11 protein-coding genes are annotated in these 15974 nt (G+C 46.8%); 8 read left to right on the top strand and 3 right to left on the bottom strand.

From position 1 onward, the window contains the following. Nucleotides 1-147: 147 nt before the first annotated feature. The 3 genes from S7335_RS01120 to S7335_RS01110 all read left to right on the top strand — a co-directional run bounded on the left by S7335_RS01120 (nt 148) and on the right by S7335_RS01110 (nt 1951). Nucleotides 148-966, top strand: coding sequence for a hypothetical protein (locus S7335_RS01120; protein WP_006456337.1), 819 nt, complete (start codon nt 148-150; stop codon nt 964-966). Between the two features lie 149 nt (nt 967-1115). Beyond that, nucleotides 1116-1484 (top strand): YMGG-like glycine zipper-containing protein, encoded by a 369-nt coding sequence (locus tag S7335_RS01115; RefSeq protein ID WP_198011337.1) that lies wholly within the window; start codon nt 1116-1118, stop codon nt 1482-1484. Nucleotides 1485-1612: 128 nt separating this feature from the next. Next, entirely contained in the window at nt 1613-1951 is a 339-nt protein-coding gene (locus S7335_RS01110; RefSeq protein ID WP_006456343.1) for an HdeA/HdeB family chaperone, read from the top strand. 327 nt (nt 1952-2278) lie between these two features. Here S7335_RS01110 and S7335_RS01105 read toward each other — a convergent pair whose 3' ends face one another. After that, nucleotides 2279-2764 carry a hypothetical protein gene (locus S7335_RS01105; RefSeq protein WP_006455086.1) on the bottom strand — a complete coding sequence of 162 codons (486 nt, stop codon included), beginning with the start codon at nt 2762-2764 and terminating at the stop codon, nt 2279-2281. A gap of 503 nt (nt 2765-3267) precedes the next feature. Here S7335_RS01105 and S7335_RS01100 point away from each other — a divergent pair. From S7335_RS01100 to S7335_RS01085, 4 genes are all read left to right on the top strand, one after another. Beyond that, nucleotides 3268-3807 carry a potassium channel family protein gene (locus S7335_RS01100; RefSeq protein WP_227499925.1) on the top strand — a complete coding sequence of 180 codons (540 nt, stop codon included), beginning with the start codon at nt 3268-3270 and terminating at the stop codon, nt 3805-3807. 558 nt (nt 3808-4365) lie between these two features. Continuing rightward, a complete protein-coding gene (locus S7335_RS01095) occupies nt 4366-5709 on the top strand; it encodes an efflux RND transporter periplasmic adaptor subunit (RefSeq protein ID WP_006456193.1) in 1344 nt (447 codons plus the stop codon). Nucleotides 5710-5812: 103 nt separating this feature from the next. Continuing rightward, nucleotides 5813-9091, top strand: a complete 3279-nt coding sequence (locus S7335_RS01090) for an efflux RND transporter permease subunit (protein ID WP_006456889.1) — start codon at nt 5813-5815, stop codon at nt 9089-9091. A gap of 29 nt (nt 9092-9120) precedes the next feature. Next, nucleotides 9121-9354 (top strand): hypothetical protein, encoded by a 234-nt coding sequence (locus S7335_RS01085; protein ID WP_006453524.1) that lies wholly within the window; start codon nt 9121-9123, stop codon nt 9352-9354. Nucleotides 9355-9563: 209 nt separating this feature from the next. On the opposite strand, the gene S7335_RS01080 is transcribed toward S7335_RS01085, so the two are convergent. Both S7335_RS01080 and S7335_RS01075 read right to left on the bottom strand, forming a co-directional pair. Then, nucleotides 9564-12095 (bottom strand): alpha/beta hydrolase, encoded by a 2532-nt coding sequence (locus S7335_RS01080; RefSeq protein ID WP_006453557.1) that lies wholly within the window; start codon nt 12093-12095, stop codon nt 9564-9566. A gap of 212 nt (nt 12096-12307) precedes the next feature. After that, complete coding sequence (locus tag S7335_RS01075) at nt 12308-14041, bottom strand: alpha/beta hydrolase (RefSeq protein WP_050765753.1); 1734 nt, start codon at nt 14039-14041, stop codon at nt 12308-12310. A 704-nt stretch (nt 14042-14745) separates the two neighbouring features. Here S7335_RS01075 and S7335_RS01065 point away from each other — a divergent pair. Then, nucleotides 14746-15624: an IS982 family transposase gene (locus S7335_RS01065; RefSeq protein ID WP_006455578.1), complete on the top strand. Its 879-nt coding sequence runs from the start codon at nt 14746-14748 to the stop codon at nt 15622-15624. Nucleotides 15625-15974: the final 350 nt, after the last annotated feature.

The raw sequence follows: 15974 nt of genomic DNA, 5'->3' as shown, positions 1-15974 counted from the left end.
GTCAAATTACGAACTATGAAGAAAGTAATTTAAGCATTTTTCTCACGCTCTACCGCCAGGTATTGTAATAGAGATAAATTTGTTTACGGCATTATTGCGCTGTATGCCTCAACCTAATCATTCTAAAAGTTAGAAAGGGATTCACTTGTGACCAAAGGTTCATTCTCAAAGCAATACAGCACGCTTGTTAGGCGCTCCTGCTCCAGGATACTGCTGGTTAGTAGTTTAGTTGCAGGCGGGATTACTGGCACAGGTGAAATTCTTCCTAGTCATGCTCAGCAACTTACTCAAAGCAATATTGAAGAGGAGCTGCTGAACGAAGTTTTAGACGAACCACCAGCAGAGATTCTAGAGGCCATTCGTGAAGCGCCTTTCAGTGAAGTGTTTACTCTCTCTATTCCTGATAGAGGACTTGGCTATGCAGTCAAAGATAGAGACTACGATCCTAAGCACAAGAGAGTAGGACTATACACTCTCTGGGGAGACATTCCTTCTTCGAACGTGTTACAGGTCTCTATGTTCTATTGCTTCCGTAATCAAGCCATAGCTAATGCCCAGCTTGAGAAGATTACGTTGCTTGATGGCGATCAGGTCTTGGTAACGATTGATCAAAAAATAGTAGCGACTCAGGCCCAAGCTGTTGAAGTCGCTCCGGCCTATTACGAAACGACTACCTTGCTTGCAGACCCTTTTAGCAGTCCCTACTGGGGAGGTGGTTATTATGGTAGTCTTGGCACGCCCTTCCCTACTACAACTGTTGAGTCTATCTACGTTCCTGCTGAAAACTGCAGCGTTGGTGGTAGCCGCTTTGATCTGACTCCCGTGCAAGCTGAAATTGCCCAGTTGCCGAATAAAACACTCGATGTCAGAATGGACTTCGACAATGGCAGCGTCGAAACCTGGCGTTTGGGCCGTGGCACCGTAGAGGAGATAAAGACGTTTCCTTCGTTTAATACAAACAGTTAGTAAGCTGTATTTTAGAGTAATTACGGTCTTTCATTGTTGTTCTAGTAGCGCCATGATTTATCTAGCGATTGTTCAATATCCAGCTACGTTTATCGTGTAGAATAAACACTCGCTTGATGTATATGTAGTTTTACTGAGAGATAAGGCTTGTGGGAATAAAGTTAGGCAAGCAGATGGTCCTAAGCGTGATCATTCTGTCTGGTTGCGCTTTCGCAACGGCCAGTGCTGCGAAAGCGCAGCCACGGAGCTACAGCTATGATTCTGTTTCTCGCTACTGCGACGATGTATCGCGAGACGCTGCCGACCGCCAATTCTCTGGTCACCCCATCGTTGGGCAGGCCGCCCGCGGTGCCACTAGAGGATTTGTTCTGGGTTCAGTTTTTGGTGACGATGGTGGCAAAGGTGCGCTTGTAGGCGCGTCTCTAGGCACTGTGGGTGGACTCAGTGCGCAGAGCGACGACTGGGACGATTATCGCAGAGCTGAGTACGAGCGCTGTATGGACCGAAATGGTTACTAAGTTGTTTTAGCGGATCATCTAGAAACCTTAGTCTTACTAGAAACCTTAGTCTTAACAGTTGATTTCAATCTATCTGGTCTGCAAGACTTGTAAATGAAGAAAAGGAAATGTATAAGCGAGAAAAATCCATGAAAAAGCTTAGTTGGTTTATTTTGTCTGCTTCTGTTGCAACACTGGGTATCACAGCCTATGGAAATTCTCAGGTGATCGCTCAAGAAGAGACTACTGTACCCGCCGCTACCGTAGATCAGATTGATTTGGAAGCTCTCACTTGCCGCGACTTTCTCAAAACACCTGGTGATGAGCAAACAAATTTGATGATATTCATGCATGGCTACATGAGTGGTGTCTCTGAGACTACAACGATTGATGCACCTGCGTTAGTCGCTGCCTCAGACAGTATTGTCGATGGCTGCATAGATGATCCCGAAGGAACGCTGCTCAGTCAATTTGAAGCCAACCGCTAGAGCTTTACAAACAGCGTGATGTATCTCCTGCACACGTGACTGAAACTTAGCGCGGTTCGACCATAGAACTAGTCCAGATTGACTTCTAAGGTATATCAAAAGTCAATCTGGATTCCTATCCTTGAAATACTCAGCTCAGTCTAATCCAGTAATTTTCTCCACAATTGGTCATCCGTAGTCATCATTGTGATAAGGCTACACCTTCTCAATTCGTTGTAGAGAGGGTGTGCCTCAAACAAAAACGCATATTAACAGGCTACTAATAAACGACCCACAGACCTACGTACGCGTACATGTAGTGTCGGCATGTCTTTGAACTGCCTGTGACTATAGAATATAAACCAAGCCGGCTTCGTCTACGCGGATAACCCTTGCCTCGCCAGAAACTCCTGGCTCGGCAAGTATAGTGATGATAATCTCATTGTCTTCTACAGCTAGCGTCAGGTTATCCAAACTGATGTCCCTATCTACTGCAACAATCTCTAACTCCAGCGGTGGTGGTAAAAAGCTAGTATGCAATCGACCAAAGGTTACTGATTCACCAGGCGCAGCTACTCGATCATCTGAAGGGGGATCCAAAAGCGCTGCAGAGATATCCGCATCTATCGTAGATTCGTTGACGACTCTAAGCTGGATAGGCGCTGTGGCGACGACAGAGTCAACAGGGGGGCGATTCTCAGGAGGTTCTGCGTCTTGAGTGATAAGTAAAGATTCTCTCATCACAAAATCGGAATCTGCAATTGCAGGTAGTGTACAAAAAGCTGTCCCTAATGCAAGCAGGCCAGATAGAGAGAAAATACCACGATATTTCATAAGTTCCTTTGAATTTGCGAACAAAGTATACTAGCTAAATTTATTAGCGTTCAAGGTAGAGGGTGGGGAGCTGTTACTCTCATACCTGTATTTGATTGTACCGATAGTTGGTATCAATCCATAGAAATAATGCTCACTGATTTTCCATAGATTATGTCTTCTATCGCTGTAGCGCTATAGAAGTCCGATATCCCAACAGAATATAAGGTCGACCGCAATTGACCCTCAGTGACTCCGGCCCCGCGATCGCTTTTGGATAAGAATCAGATTCTATAAAGGGTATTGTGCTTCTTATGCATCAAGGTACTTTCTGAAAGTATAGATAGTAATAGGATGAATCAGAGTAAACTAGATGAGCTTGAAGCAGTATGAATCGTCGTTATATTCCTCATAGAGATAAGTACACGCTTCTGCTTATTAGTTTGCTTGTAACTTTTTTTGCCTCTCCCTTTCTCGAAGGTCGTTTGAGTAGTATATTTTTCCCTCTGTTGCTACTCAGCACCATGATCTTGCTCACTAAGAGCCTCTCGCTACCCAGAGCTTTGCTCTCCGTCTACACAGCCATTGCTGTGCTAGCGTATCTACTCATCCTCGGCGCGAACTTAGGCTGGATGGGTGATGCTTTGTCTATCCGTTATGCTCTGATCGCTCAGAGTGTTTATGCCATTTATCTTGGAGGAGCAGCCTACTGGATTGGTAAAGATATCTTCACCGCTGCTGAAGTCACGGCAGACACCATTCGAGGAGGTATCAGTGTCTATTTGCTGATTGGCTTTGTCTGGGCGCTGTTTTATGGCATGGTTGCTGTGCTCAATCCTGAAGCCTTCTCTCAGCCTATGTTTGATGCTGGTGGGGTAGAAGGTGCCTACCAAAAGACGTTTCACTTCAGCTTTACAACGCTCACTACCCTAGGCTACGGCGATATCGTTCCAATAAGTGATATCGCTCTAGTTTTGACGAACTTAGAAGCGATTATTGGCCAAATGTATTCAACAGTATTCATCGCCATTCTAGTAGGCGGCTATCTTGCACGTCGTGAGTAAAGCTTTTGCTAGTATTCTTTTGATACAGAACACATTTAAATCATTAGCCAGATGCACGAATAAATTATTAGCCAGATGCACGAAAACAATAGGCGCGGTTTAGCCCTCTCGAAGATCACTCCTTTGTTAGATATCTTTTGCTGGATATTAGGATCATCGCGACTAGCTGACCAAAGCGGCTAAGGCTGTTCATCTAGGTATAACGTGTAAAAATCAATACAAGTATCTTTTTCCTCTGACATTTTCTCTAATACACATTTTCTTTGATACATTTGATCGCGGTGAGTTCTATCACAACGCTGTGGTGTCGATAAAGTATTTGGGGCAGAGGCTATGCTTGTCAATTTTCTAATAGTGAATAAAGTTTAATGTTTTTTTGCCTATTGCATTCAACGTATCGTTGAATTTCGATGTAATAATTTTAGGGCTGCCATAGGGTTTTCCCGGTATATTCATGAGCCTAGAAGTTTGTTGAGAATTAAGGAGCAAAATGCTTCTTCCTAAGGCCTTCTCCTACTACACTTTTTCTAGCCTCCTATTCATCCTCTAGGAATTCCGATGCTTGCTGAAAATAAAATAAGCTCTCAAAGCCCTCAAAGAAGCTGGCTATCGCCTTTTGTATTAGGAACAGCTCTTTCTATTTCACTTCTAAGTTTAGGCTGTCGGCGTACCCCTGATGCAGATGTGGTTTCGCCAGGTATACCCGCACAGGTAGAAGAGTTAGCGTCTGATACGGTGCGCGATAGTACGACGTTTGTCGGTACGCTTGAAGCCGTTGAAATCGTTGACGTACGCTCGGAAATCCAGGGACGAATAGAAACCGTCTTTGTCTCACCTGGAGAGTTTGTTGGTCCAGGGCAGTCGATAGTATCCCTAAGGCCAGATCAAACGGCACCTCAGTATGAAGGCGATCTAGCTGGTGTCGAAGTTGCTAGGACGAATTTAGCTAGTGCAAGAGCGCAACTAGGGATTGCTCAAGCTCAGCGAACAAATGCGCTCTCGGAACTGAATGTGGCTACCGAGTATGAGCCGAGGCTGCGCACCTTATATGAGCAGGGGGCGATCGCAGAGCTACGCTTAGATGAGGGATTACTTGAGGTAGAAGCCGCTAAGAATAACTTTGCTGCTGCTGAAGAAAAAGTGACCGCTGCGCAGAGTGCAATCATTCAAGCGGAGAGTTCCATTCGCCAGGCTCAGGCCCGGGCTGACGCCTCTTTAGTCAGTTTTCAATCTAAAGAAGTTGTATCTCCTATCTCTGGGGTGGTGGGCGACTTAAACGTAAAGCGAGGCGAATATATAGGAACAGGTGATCAGATTGTCCAAATCACCCAAACTGAAAACCTAGTCTTGAATCTGCAAGTGCCGTCTACTCGCTCTTCTCAGCTAAAAGAAGGGCTGACTGTACAGCTAATTGACCCAGCAACAGACGAACTACTGACCAATGGAACAGTCGACTTTATTTCTCCTACTGTAAATTCGGAAGGGCAAACCATCTTAGTGAAGGCGCTCTTCAACAATGTAGGCCGCAAGCTTAAAGATAGCCAATATGTAGAGGCCAAGGTTATTTGGAACACAGAGCCAGGTTTGCTGATTCCGTCAGCAGCGATCAGCCGCTCGGGAAGTAAAAATTTCGTATATGTGGTGGGTGAAGAACCCAATGAGTCTGGACAGGAGATTGTCAACCTCAAGCCTGTAGAGCTAGGAGATATCCAAGGCGGTCGCTATCGCGTGATGTCTGGGTTAGAAGAAGGCGATCGCATTGCTGTCTCTAATATCCTCAAGCTCCAAGACGGTGCACCGATTGTTCCAGAAGTAGTTAGCAAACAGCCCTTTACTGAAAGTGAAGCGAACAGTGAAGTCGACTCTAGTGCAGATAGTGCGCAAAGAGACACTAACTCCTGATGCTGAGTAGTTTACAGCTTGTGTCTACTTAGTCCACTTAGCTATCTGATCTACTTTAACCTTCTGACCCACTTTCTGACCCCCTTGAGAACAACGTCACACTATGTCTGTTTCTGGAAACTTTATCAAACGACCGGTACTCACCACCGTTTGTACCATCGTGATTATGTTGATTGGTGGCGTATGTATTCCACTGCTGCCGATTAATTACCTACCAGATATTTCTCCCGTCCAGATTCGGGTGTCCAGTTTCTATACCGGAGCCGATGTGCAAACCGTGGAGAATACGGTCACCACCATTCTAGAACGCGAGATTAATGGGGTGGCTGGGATGGACTACATCAGTTCAGAAACCTATGCCGGAACTAGTAATATTTCGGTCTACTTTCCTCCCGGCAGTGATAAAGATATCAGTCAAGTAAACGTTCAAAACCGAGTGGCTCAGGCATTGCCCAAGCTGCCGAGTACGGTACAACAGTTGGGGGTAACAACCAAAGCAACCTCTAGTAGCATCTTGATGGTCTACGGCATATATGGAGAAAACGGTGAGTATGACGACATTTTCATTAGTGACTACGTCGATGCCAATATTGTCGACACCCTCAAGCGAATAAAGGGAGTGGGTGATGTTACGGTTTTTGGCAGTAAGCAAAATGCTATGCGTTTATGGCTCGATCCTAGCGCGCTCGCAGCTCGCGGACTGACCATTTTGGATGTCTCTAATGCCTTGAGAACCCAAAGTGTGGTAGTTGGTGCCGGTGCCATTGGTCAAGCGCCTGTGCCGGAGGGTCAGAATTTTGAGCTGCCAATTCGGATTCAAGGTCGATTTACAGACACCGCTGAGTTCGAGAACCTGGTAGTTAAAACGCTACCTGATGGAGGATTGGTGCGTTTGCGAGACGTAGGGTATGCCAAAATCGGTGGTGAGAACTATGCTACCAATGCTCTGATTAATGGTCAGCAAGGTGTCGCCATAGCGGTCTCCCAGTTGCCAGGCAGTAATGCCTTAGATGTAGGCAACAATACAAAAGCTGTGATAGCTGAATTGAGTAAGAAATTTCCCCCTGGGATGACGGCTTCATTGGTGTACGACACCACTGAGTTTATCCAGGTTTCTATTCAAGAAGTGTTGATCACTCTCATGCAGGCGATTGGCCTAGTTATTTTGGTGATCTTTATCTTTTTACAAGACTGGCGCACCACGATTATTCCTGCAGTTGCGATTCCAGTAGCCCTAGTTGGCGCGCTGGGTTTCGCCTTCGCCTTTGGCTTTTCGCTCAACAGTTTGACTTTGTTTGGCTTGATTTTGGCAACAGGTCTGGTAGTAGACGACGCGATCGTAATTGTGGAAGCGGTCACGACCAAGATCAATGAGGGACTGCTGCCAAAACAAGCTTCTCTAGCCGTAATGGATGAGATCGCTGGTGCGGTAGTATCCACTTCATTGGTTTTGATGGCAGTGTTTATTCCGGTGGCTTTTTTCCCTGGAACAACAGGCGCACTCTATCAGCAGTTTGCCCTGATCATTGCTTTTTCGGTGGCTGTTTCTACCTTCAACGCCCTCAGCTTTAGCCCGAGCATGGCCGCTATTTTACTAAAGCCAAAAAGCACAGAAGCGGCAACTAACCACAGTGGCCGCGTCAATCCCCTACAGTGGTTCTTCAACAAATTCAACCAGGCTCAAGATTGGCTCATAGCGAAATATAGAAGCGTTGTTGCTCTGTTTGTTCGAATGCGCTACATCATCATTGGGGTGTTCGTACTTGGCCTAATTGCTACCTATCAAATGTTCATGATAGTGCCCAGTGGCTTCGTCCCGAATGAAGACCAAGGGATTCTTCTAGGTATTGTGCAAGGGCCAGACGGGGTTTCTCTAGGCTACACAGACGATGTGATCGAGTCGGTAGGAGAAACCATCAGCAGCATTCCCGAAGTAGAAGGCTATTTTGCTGCGAGTGGCGCTTCGCTAGAGGGCGCAGGCCCGAACCGAGGCATGTTTTTTGCCAAGCTCAAACCTTGGGACGAGCGCGCTGGCGAAGGCGAAGATGTCGATAGTATCTTACAGAAAATCAACGGCACATTCTATCAAAATCAAGAAGCTATTGCCGCCGGGTTTAACCCACCACCGATTCCCGGATTTAGTGCCACCGGAGGGATCGAACTTCAGTTTCAAGATCAGACAGGGGGTGACTACAGCATTGATGATTTCTTAGGTAGTGCCCGTGAGGTGCTAGCGCGTGCGAATGCGGAAGAAGCGATTGGTTCGGCCAGTACTCAGTTCACAGCGGGCGCGCCACAGTTGGAAATCAATCTCGATCGAAACCAGCTCGAAGCATTAAATATTGACTTTCAACAGGCCCTGCAAACGATTGGTGCCACGATTGGATCGCAGTACGTTAACGATTTCACGTTAGGGGCCCGAGGTTATAAGGTATTTGTGCAGGCGCAAGGTGATTTCCGAAATTCGCCAGAAGATCTGCAAAGCTTGTACGTGCGATCGCGTGATAATCAGATGATTCCTCTAGGTGCGATCGCTCAAGTGAACTCAGTAACGGGTCCGCAGATTATCTATCACTACAACGGTTTTCGTACGATTAAGTTTCAAGCACAGCCAGCCGATGGATTCTCTAGTGGTCAGGCGATCGCCGCCCTAAATGAATCTTTAGCAGAAGTCTCTTTCCCTGGTTTAGAATCAGACTGGATTGGTCTTGCTAAGGAAGAGATAGCTGCTGGCAACCTAGGGCTGCTGGTCTTCGCTTTCGGTATCATCATGGTGTTTCTCACACTATCGGCTCAGTACGAAAGCTATATCGACCCGATCATTATTCTGCTTACGGTACCACTAGCACTGCTCGGAGCCCTGAGCTTTGTCGCTGTGCGAGACATGCAAAACGATGTGTATGTGCAGGTAGCTTTGGTGATGCTGATCGGACTAGCTAGTAAAAACGCCATTCTGATTGTTGAATTCGCAAACCAGGAAAAGGAAGCCGGTGCAACAATTGTAGAGGCTGCTAAGAGAGCTGGCGAGGCTAGATTCAGAGCTATTTTGATGACTGCCGTATCGTCTTTAGTAGGCTTCTTCCCATTGGTGATTTCGACCGGTGCAGGCTCAGCCTCACGCCGGGTCATTGGAACTGCACTCTTTGGCGGACTACTGGTCTCAACAGTGCTTAGCTTTTTGGTTGTGCCGGTACTGTACGTGGTGATCAAAAGTTTAGAAGCAAACTTCTTGAAGGATGAATCTTCTTCAGGTGGGTCTGATACTCTTGATGGGGGTAGTAAAGGTGGCGGTATAGAACTCGCGGCGGCAGGTACTGGCAATGTAGGAAGCCCTGAAGTTGTGTTCCCACCTGTCAAGATTGAAGGTGAAGACTTGATTTAGGAGATCTCTAGAACAGAGGAAGAAATGCCATGAATCAACGAAAAATCTGGTTTGCTGGCATTGTTACGAGCGCCATTGGAGTCTTCATTGGCTTAGTGTTATCTAGAATCGTAGAGACACCCTATACCAGTGCAAACTATCAGCGACTAGGACGGATCTACATGCTGGTATGTGGTACGGGTGGTTTTGTGGTAGGCACCACGCAAGAGGCATTGAGACAGATGCAAGCACAGCGTGATCGCGAAGAAGACCAGGACTATTGAAGTCCATGATGCTAAAGGTATCCCAGCTATAGCAAAGTGCGGATGCATTCGCACTTTGCGAGTCACTTAGCCTATTGAAATATAAGGGTCGTAGCCGATGACTATACCGTAAGCTAAGTGACCAAAGCTATAGATCAAATTCATACTTCTCAACCTAGGCGAGAGAATTAGCGATAGTAGATGGACCGTTCTATAGTCCTATGATTACTCTAGTCTGGAGCTCGATTTAGACAATAATCTAACGTTTCAATCTGTCCTGCTAGCAGAGGCGTAGGAACTTCTTGCTCTAGTCGTTCTATATGAGTATCTCTTAGAAAATTGTTGATCATGGTTTGCCACTCTTGATCGTTATTTGGCAGCGCCAAACCGTAGAATTCACAGGTCAAAGGACGTTCGGGAACAACAGCATAGTCCGCCAAAGATAAATTTTGGCGGAGAAGTTCGCTTATAGAGAGAATACCGTCACTAGCAACAACATCGACCTCACCCATCCCAAGAGCACTGATAGCTTCACTTCTCCCAATAGGGCCTGGGAAAGAAACGACATTCGCCTGTGGAAATGTCTCTTCAACGAACTGCGCTGTAGTGGTGTTGGACAAAACCGCTACGCGCAGACCATCTAAGCGAGGATTAGCATCTTCACTATCGATTGTTCCTCTCGGGACTAGAAACTGTGTACCCGATACAGCTAAAGGAGACGAAAAATTAACACCTTCAATATCTTCTCGAATAGTATTAGGACCACACTCGACATGGGCAGTCTCATCTTGCACTAGTGAAAAGCGACTATCTAAAGTCGAAGAGATTCTCACCAACTCTACCTCAACTTGCGAACCGACTGTCTGGTCTACATGAGCCTGCAAGTCGGTAGCAAAACGGTGACAGTAGCCTACCCAGTTATCATCGCTATCAATGTAGCCGAAAGGTGAAGCATCTTTTCTCAGCGCCACCTTCAGCACTCCCGTACGCTCAATCTCAGCAAGAACAGATTCTTCTCTAGGACGCCGCAGAACGCTATCGCTCGGTTCGGGAATGATCGCAGTAGGTGGCGCTTGCCCATAGGCAGTGGTTAAGGCCTCTGGGCTAAGCGAGCCGATAATATCTAGCAGTAGCGGTTCACCTTCACTGATTTGTTTGCCATAGCGGGCGCTGAGGTATGGCAGAAACTCTGTTTGTTCTTTGAGATAAGTATTCCAAAATACAATGTTGAGTTCCTTAAAATAGCGAGATCCAATATCGCGGTTCTCTCCTACTAACGCGGTAATAAACCCTTCTACGCCTTCGCGTCCCGGCTTGACCGTAAAGTGGGTGCCTCTTGTCAGGAGCGCTAAATATTTATCTTGTGAACCTGTCCAGATAAAGGGATGGACCTGTTCTGTCACCATTGTTGCAACAATATCGTTTGATCCTGAAAACGTCATTGTCGGAATGTTTATCTGGCCCATTCCTTCCGGGCCGTAGAGTCCACCTCCTAGCGGATGAGAGGCAATGACGGCTTTGATTCGATCATCTACTAACCGTAGATTTTGCGGTGGCAAAAACCGGGCCTGACACTGCAAATACATAGATAAATTTAGAATGACCTGCTCGTCCGTACAAAGAGCTGATATGCGATCGTAGTCAATATCTGCCCCTGCTAGCGCTAAGACGGTTGAGCCACCTAGCGAGTCGCCTACCATGCCAATGCGATCTAGGTCTAGCGTAGCGGCCCAGTCCGTAGAGGTTTCAGCTAACCGTTCTAGCTCATTGATCACCAGGGATACTTCTTGAGGACGACTGACAAACTCTGAAGGGCTCAAAATAGTGTCGACAGAGCCCCGGAGAAAGCTCTGTCGTACGCTAAGGTCACTGCCCACATGGTCAGGCAACATCACCACATAGCCGTAGGAAGCCAGGTGAGAAGCAATAAAGTCAAAGCTTTCTTGTACATCGCCAAACCCGTGCGAAATCAAAATAACGGGGGCAGGTTGAGTCAACCCTTGGGGTACATAAGTTTCAACAGAGAAATCGTAATTGACCTGAAGTCCATCTCTGGTTTGGCGGATTGCGGATGGGGAAAGAGTGAAGCTGCCACGCTCGTATTGATAGGGGCCTAGCTGAGAGAAGTCTTGAGACGGGTTGAGTGCAGACTGTTGGGCGGCTTCAGCAGCAGACTGACGCTGAATGGCTTCTACAACCGCCTCGTTATATCCTAAATATACTGACAGACTCCGGCGCAAAGTCAGCAAGTCACCTATTTCAATATCAATCGAGTGGGTCGGGAACTGTCGTAAAACGTCTATTGCAGTCCAGCCTTCTGGACCTGCTTGAGCAGCCGCTGTGAGTAAAGCGCCTCGTAAGGCCTGACCACCATTAATATCACGATGCACCTTAAAGACTTTCCCAAGGTTCTGCAGAAAATCACCCCCTAGCTTTGAGTAAACTAAGTTATCTGTCTGGACAACACTTAGTGCAACAGGTCTCTGCAAGGCTTGGCGAATTCGCTGCAATTCATTTTCGTTTAGGAACCGCGTGATTAGACGAAGATCTGATCCAATCTCACCACTTTCGGCAAAGGTCTCTAGCGAATCTATCGAGACAGAGACTAAGATAGGGCCGCCGACGTTGAGTCGAATTTCTTCAGCAGCACTGGCTGTCTTTGGTAAAGCGAAATCAACCAGCGTGCCTGTAGCTGCGAAGAGACTTGCAATAGCAAAGCTACTAGATGCAATTCTAAGAAAAGACTCGAAGCTGTATTTCATAATCTGTAAGAGCAACTTAGAACTATAGTAATGTACAGACTACCGTACGGAAAATCAGCAAAAAGTGAGTGATCCTCAACCTCAGCGTCGCCTATAGCCAAAAATAAGATCAGCTAGCGCCAACTGAGCCAAAAGATTTCATTGAGATAGATGTCTAGTTGTGAGAGTGGGAAAATTAAGTCATGTGATTTGCTCGCCCTGAGCTTTCTCTACTAGTTGTTCGATGTATTTAACTGCTCAGGCTGACTCGCTTCGACTATGTTTAGTGAAGGGATGTAATCAGCACTGAGTTGTTGTGCATAGCGATCGCTTAGATAGGGTAAGTACGTTGAGTCCTTCTGAAGATATACCTGCCAAAAAGCTAGATTCAGCGCGTTGAGGTATCTAGACCCGATATCGCGGTATTGTCCTAACACGATATTAATCAGCGCTTCTGCCCCTGGCTGCGTCAGGGGAGAAACTACACCAGTATCTCCTCCTGATGTTAATGAGAAGTGACTCGCATCCGACATCACTGCTAGATATTTTGAGTCAGACTCTACCCAAGAAAACGGCCAGATCTGTTCTGGAACAGCCGGAGCAATGACGTCATTCGCTGCCGATGCTATCAATATGGGTAGATCAATCTCTCCAAAGCCTTCAGGACCATACAGGGCAGACCCAATACCATTAGCTGCAATAACAGCTTTGATACGAGGATCTTTCAAATTGTTTTCCTGAGCGGGCAAGAACCGTGCAAGACACTGTAGATACAGCGCAGGACTAATGTTGACAGACGTACTCTCACAGCTAGCAACCAAGCGGTCAGAGTCGATCTCAGCACCTGCTAGCGCATAAGCTGTAGCCGCACCCAGAGAATGACCAACCATACCAATTCGCTCTAAGTCAATTTGCGTAGCCCAAGTAGATGACGTGGCTACTAGCGTCTCGAGGTGATCGATTAAATAGGAGATTTCTTGAGGTCGGCTGATATATTCTGTTGGATTCATACCCGTATTAAGACGGCCTTCGGTGTAGCTTAACCGGAATCTTAAGTCACTACCGACATGCTCAGGAATGAGAACAACAAATCCGTGTGACGCGAGATGTCGGCCGATGTACCCAAAGTTTTCTTTAGTGTCGCTATAGCCGTGGGAGACGATGATGACAGGGGCAGGATGGTCTAACTCTTGTGGCATATATGTATCGACATCAAAGCTGTAGCGAGATTGGATGCCTAATTGAGTTTGCCTTATAGCATCTCTCGTAAGCGTAAAGGTGTTGGTTTCAAAAGCATAGGAGCCCAGTGCGGCTAGATCTTGTGCGAGCAGTGGTTGACTTGTGCCGTTTTGGGCGCTGTCGGTGGTGGCTTGTGCTCGGATGGTGGCGATCGCCTGCTGATTATCACTCAACGCCGAACTCGCAGATTGACGCAGTGCCCGCAAGTCTTGCCATCGAACATCAATGCTTTGGCTAGGATATTGCCTCATCACGTCTATAGCAGTCCATTCGACGGGTTCATCTGCCTTACTAGTGTCTGACTGCGTTCTGGCATGGGCTGCTGCGCTGATAATAGCTCCGCGTAAGGCGCGATCGCCATTCAAGCTAGGATGCGGGCGAATCACCTTACCCAGATTAAATAAGATATCTTGACCAAGAACGGAATAGCCTAAGTTATCTATCTGCTGAGCGCTAAGTGGGATACTAGCTTGCAAGGCCTGACGCAATCCGATAAGTGCTTGCTCATCAGCGAAGCGTGTAAACAGCCGCAGATCATTAGCAATCTCGCTCGTTTGTGCAAACGCTTCTAACGAGTCCACCGAGACTGAAAAGATTAAGGGGCCGCCCACCAAAAGACGAATTTCTTCAGCCGCATACGCTGACCGGGACCTGATGGTCTCAGTCAGCGTAGCTGTAAGTAAAATCAAACAAGGGGACAAAACCCGAAGTAGATATCGCCAGCCCATTGCCACTACCCATAAACGCTACAAGACATTCTACGGAGAATTCTTCACGTATCTATCTAATGGACACTAGATAATAGACATTAGTATCTCCAAGCTCTGAAATATTGTTCGGTAACCGATACACAGTGCGCCGCCGAATCAAAATCATTTCTATCCCAGGCGCTACTTCAAGCTTCTCGTTTTTTGACTCGCGGGCTAAGGAATCAGCTAAAACTCTATTCTTAGATCTCTTCACCTGCAAGTTCATAGAACGTCGTCGTCAGGCTATATCCCTTTAGATCTGCTGCGATTACTTCTGCTGGTAGATGATGAGGAACAACATGAATGGTCGCGCTAAGCATTCAATCATGGTTATAGGCTACCTCCTGCAAAATCCAAGACTGAACGTCTAGACATAGGTGTCTAGGTCTGAACGTCTAGGACACTACCAGCTGTATCTGATCATTTAACCTGACTCATGCGATTAGATACACAGCAGTTCACCTTCAGCTTGTTCATATGCCGGTTTAGATAGCTCGATGCGACCTTTTCACCAAAGTTTTTACAAAAAGCAGTATTGAGAAAGAGCATCGAAGTCTCAGCCACCGAAAGACGGCGATAGCTAATCAACCGTTCCTAATAACGTCAGTTCGGGATAAGGAAAGCTCGAAGAAAGGAGGATAGGTAAGCTGAAGTTGTAAAACCCATCAGCCCTATCCTCCACTATGTTCAGCTTAGAAGAACTGTTCTGCCACGTCGATGACTTCTGCCAAGTGTTTGAACCCCTCTGGCAGCGTCAACTGCTAAGCCACCATCTAAAGACGCGACAACGCGCTCGTTCGCTGAGCCTAAGCGAAGTGATGACGATACTCATCGGCTTTCACCAAAGCCACTACCGCACCTTCAAACACTACTACGTTCATCATGTATGCCAGTACTGGAAGCAAGCGTTTCCAACGCTAGTCAGCTATAACCGCTTTGTCGAATGGACGCCCTCTTGTTTGTTTCCCTTGTGTTGTTATCTGAAGCGCTGCTTCGGCCGTTGTACAGGCATTAGTTTTATCGATGCGACCAGTCTATCGGTCTGCCACAACCGTCGGATCTGGCAGCATAAGGTCTGCAAAGATACGGCAGCTAGGGGCAAAACCTCTGTCGGCTGGTTCTATGGCTTCAAGCTACACCTCGTGGTGAACGAGTGCGGTGAACTACTCAACCTCACCCTGACCCCGGGCAATACGGACGACCGTGAGCCCGCCTTTGACTTACTTACTGGACTATGGGGAAAAGTCTGCGCAGACAAAGGCTATGTATCGAAGCAGCTGGCCAAGCAACTACTCGACGCGTTCAACATCGAGTTCTTTGCTAAGCCTCGGTGCAACATGAAGAACCAGCTAGTGCGGCTAACTGACAAGCTACTCTCGCGCAAACGTTCCATCATCGAAACGATTATCGACCAACTGAAGAACATTTCGCAGATAGAGCATTCTCGTCACCGTAGTCCGGTCAACTGCTGGGTCAACATCCTCTGTGGACTGATTGCTTATTGCCACCAACCGAAGAAGCCTTCTCTCCATATGGAATGGGAACTTCCCCCTGCTGCTTAACCCGAACTGACGTTAATAGGGGCCTACCGACTAAAAGAATTCGCTCGTTTTCAAAGGTCCGTATGACGCGGCTAGACATGCTAGCTAGTTACCTTCTTGAGTCTAAGAGAATGACTGCAGTTGTCTCTCTCTATCTAATGGCTGACTCATGGCTGATTTATGCAACAAAGCCATACAAAAAAAGTATATTTTGTTACTAGAAAAGATAGGAAACTGTCGAGTATGATACAGACAGCAAATTCTAGTCTTTAGCCTATTGCGTTTCCCAGTATCTGATTTTACAAAAAAGGACGTTTGAGTACTCTTCGAAAAGTGTGTCTATAACTAGATGGAGCAGCCCCAATCCCTTG

The organism is Synechococcus sp. PCC 7335 (assembly GCF_000155595.1).
Lineage (GTDB): Bacteria > Cyanobacteriota > Cyanobacteriia > Phormidesmidales > Phormidesmidaceae > Phormidesmis.
This window is presented reverse-complemented; position numbering and strand designations above follow the sequence as displayed.

What these genes read in the sequence shown, in the direction of transcription:
- S7335_RS01110 (WP_006456343.1), top strand. Translation starts at nt 1,613, where the DNA reads ATGAAAAAGCTTAGTTGGTTTATTTTGTCTGCTTCTGTTGCAACACTG.
- S7335_RS01105 (WP_006455086.1), bottom strand. Translation starts at nt 2,764, where the DNA reads ATGAAATATCGTGGTATTTTCTCTCTATCTGGCCTGCTTGCATTAGGG.
- S7335_RS01100 (WP_227499925.1), top strand. Translation starts at nt 3,268, where the DNA reads ATGATCTTGCTCACTAAGAGCCTCTCGCTACCCAGAGCTTTGCTCTCC.
- S7335_RS01095 (WP_006456193.1), top strand. Translation starts at nt 4,366, where the DNA reads ATGCTTGCTGAAAATAAAATAAGCTCTCAAAGCCCTCAAAGAAGCTGG.
- S7335_RS01090 (WP_006456889.1), top strand. Translation starts at nt 5,813, where the DNA reads ATGTCTGTTTCTGGAAACTTTATCAAACGACCGGTACTCACCACCGTT.
- S7335_RS01085 (WP_006453524.1), top strand. Translation starts at nt 9,121, where the DNA reads ATGAATCAACGAAAAATCTGGTTTGCTGGCATTGTTACGAGCGCCATT.
- S7335_RS01080 (WP_006453557.1), bottom strand. Translation starts at nt 12,095, where the DNA reads ATGAAATACAGCTTCGAGTCTTTTCTTAGAATTGCATCTAGTAGCTTT.
- S7335_RS01075 (WP_050765753.1), bottom strand. Translation starts at nt 14,041, where the DNA reads ATGGGCTGGCGATATCTACTTCGGGTTTTGTCCCCTTGTTTGATTTTA.
- S7335_RS01065 (WP_006455578.1), top strand. Translation starts at nt 14,746, where the DNA reads ATGTTCAGCTTAGAAGAACTGTTCTGCCACGTCGATGACTTCTGCCAA.